This window comes from Thermus aquaticus (genome assembly GCF_001280255.1).
In the GTDB taxonomy this organism is placed as follows: domain Bacteria; phylum Deinococcota; class Deinococci; order Deinococcales; family Thermaceae; genus Thermus; species Thermus aquaticus.
On sequence record NZ_LHCI01000096.1, the window covers coordinates 1 to 999 of the forward strand.

Sequence of the window (999 nt, forward strand, 5' to 3'; positions counted from 1 at the left end):
GGGTAGGGGTGGGGGTGCAACCCCCAGGGTTCTTTTAGCCAGGTACTTGGCTAGCTAACCTAGGCGGCGGCCCTTTTTTCCTTGGCCAGGTACTTTAGCTAGCTCACCTGGGTTTTTGCCTTTGCCAGGTACTTGGCTAGCCAACTGAGGCCTGAACCGATGCGGCAACTGGGGTTTTGGGGGGGCGGCCCGCACCGCGCAAATCGGCCATTTTCGCCCTCTAGGACGGCAAAATCCCCGACTTGCCTCCCCGAGGACCCGCCCTGAGAGGCCCGAGAAGCCGGGGGGTATGGGGGGGCAGTCTTCTCTCCACCCCCCCTCTTCCCGGGCCTTCTAGGCCCCTTACAGGCGGTTGTAGGGGGTCTTCCGGGGGAGGGTGGGGTTCTCGGGGGCGGTTTGCGTTCCTTTGACCTGACTGTGTAAAATCCCTAGGCAAGGAGGGAAGCGGTTATGAAGGCGAGAGGGTTGCTTTTGTTGCTTGGCCTGGGGCTCGCCCTTCTCCTCGCCGCTTGCGGGGGGCAGACGGGCAGTGGCGGTGGTGGCGGCGGTGGCGGAGGGGGTGGTGGTGGCGGTAGCAACACCATCACCGTCCGCCAGCTGGACATGGCTCCCCTGGTGGGGGCCTACTACCGCACCGGGGGCGGCTCCTGGCAAGCCCTGAGCTTCACGGGGGGCGAGGCCACCTTCACCGCCAGTGGGGACTACGAGGTGGCGGTGCGGTGCCGGGGAGGCGGCCTGGCGGACGTGCAGCTCTTCAAGGCCACTCCCGCCCTGACCCGGACCGTGGTCTTCGCTTGCGGGGGAGGAGGTTCGGGGGGCGGTAGCTCGAAGCAGTTTGAGGTGAACCTTCCTGCCAGCATTGGGCCGACACCGGTCCAAGCCGGGGACTCCGTTTTTGTGGGGGGATCCAGTGAGGTGTACATGGGCTCTAACCCGGTGACCCTGTACCCCTACATGCCCGACGGCCCTCAGGACGTGCTCCTCACCGTCCTTCGGCCC

The 999-nt window shown here is 65.9% G+C and carries 1 protein-coding gene; it reads left to right on the plus strand.

Translation table 11 applies throughout. The features are described from left to right. Positions 1-465: 465 nt before the first annotated feature. Positions 466-999 (plus strand): hypothetical protein (locus BVI061214_RS00655; RefSeq protein ID WP_428843217.1); only part of this gene is annotated, 534 nt, incomplete at its 3' end.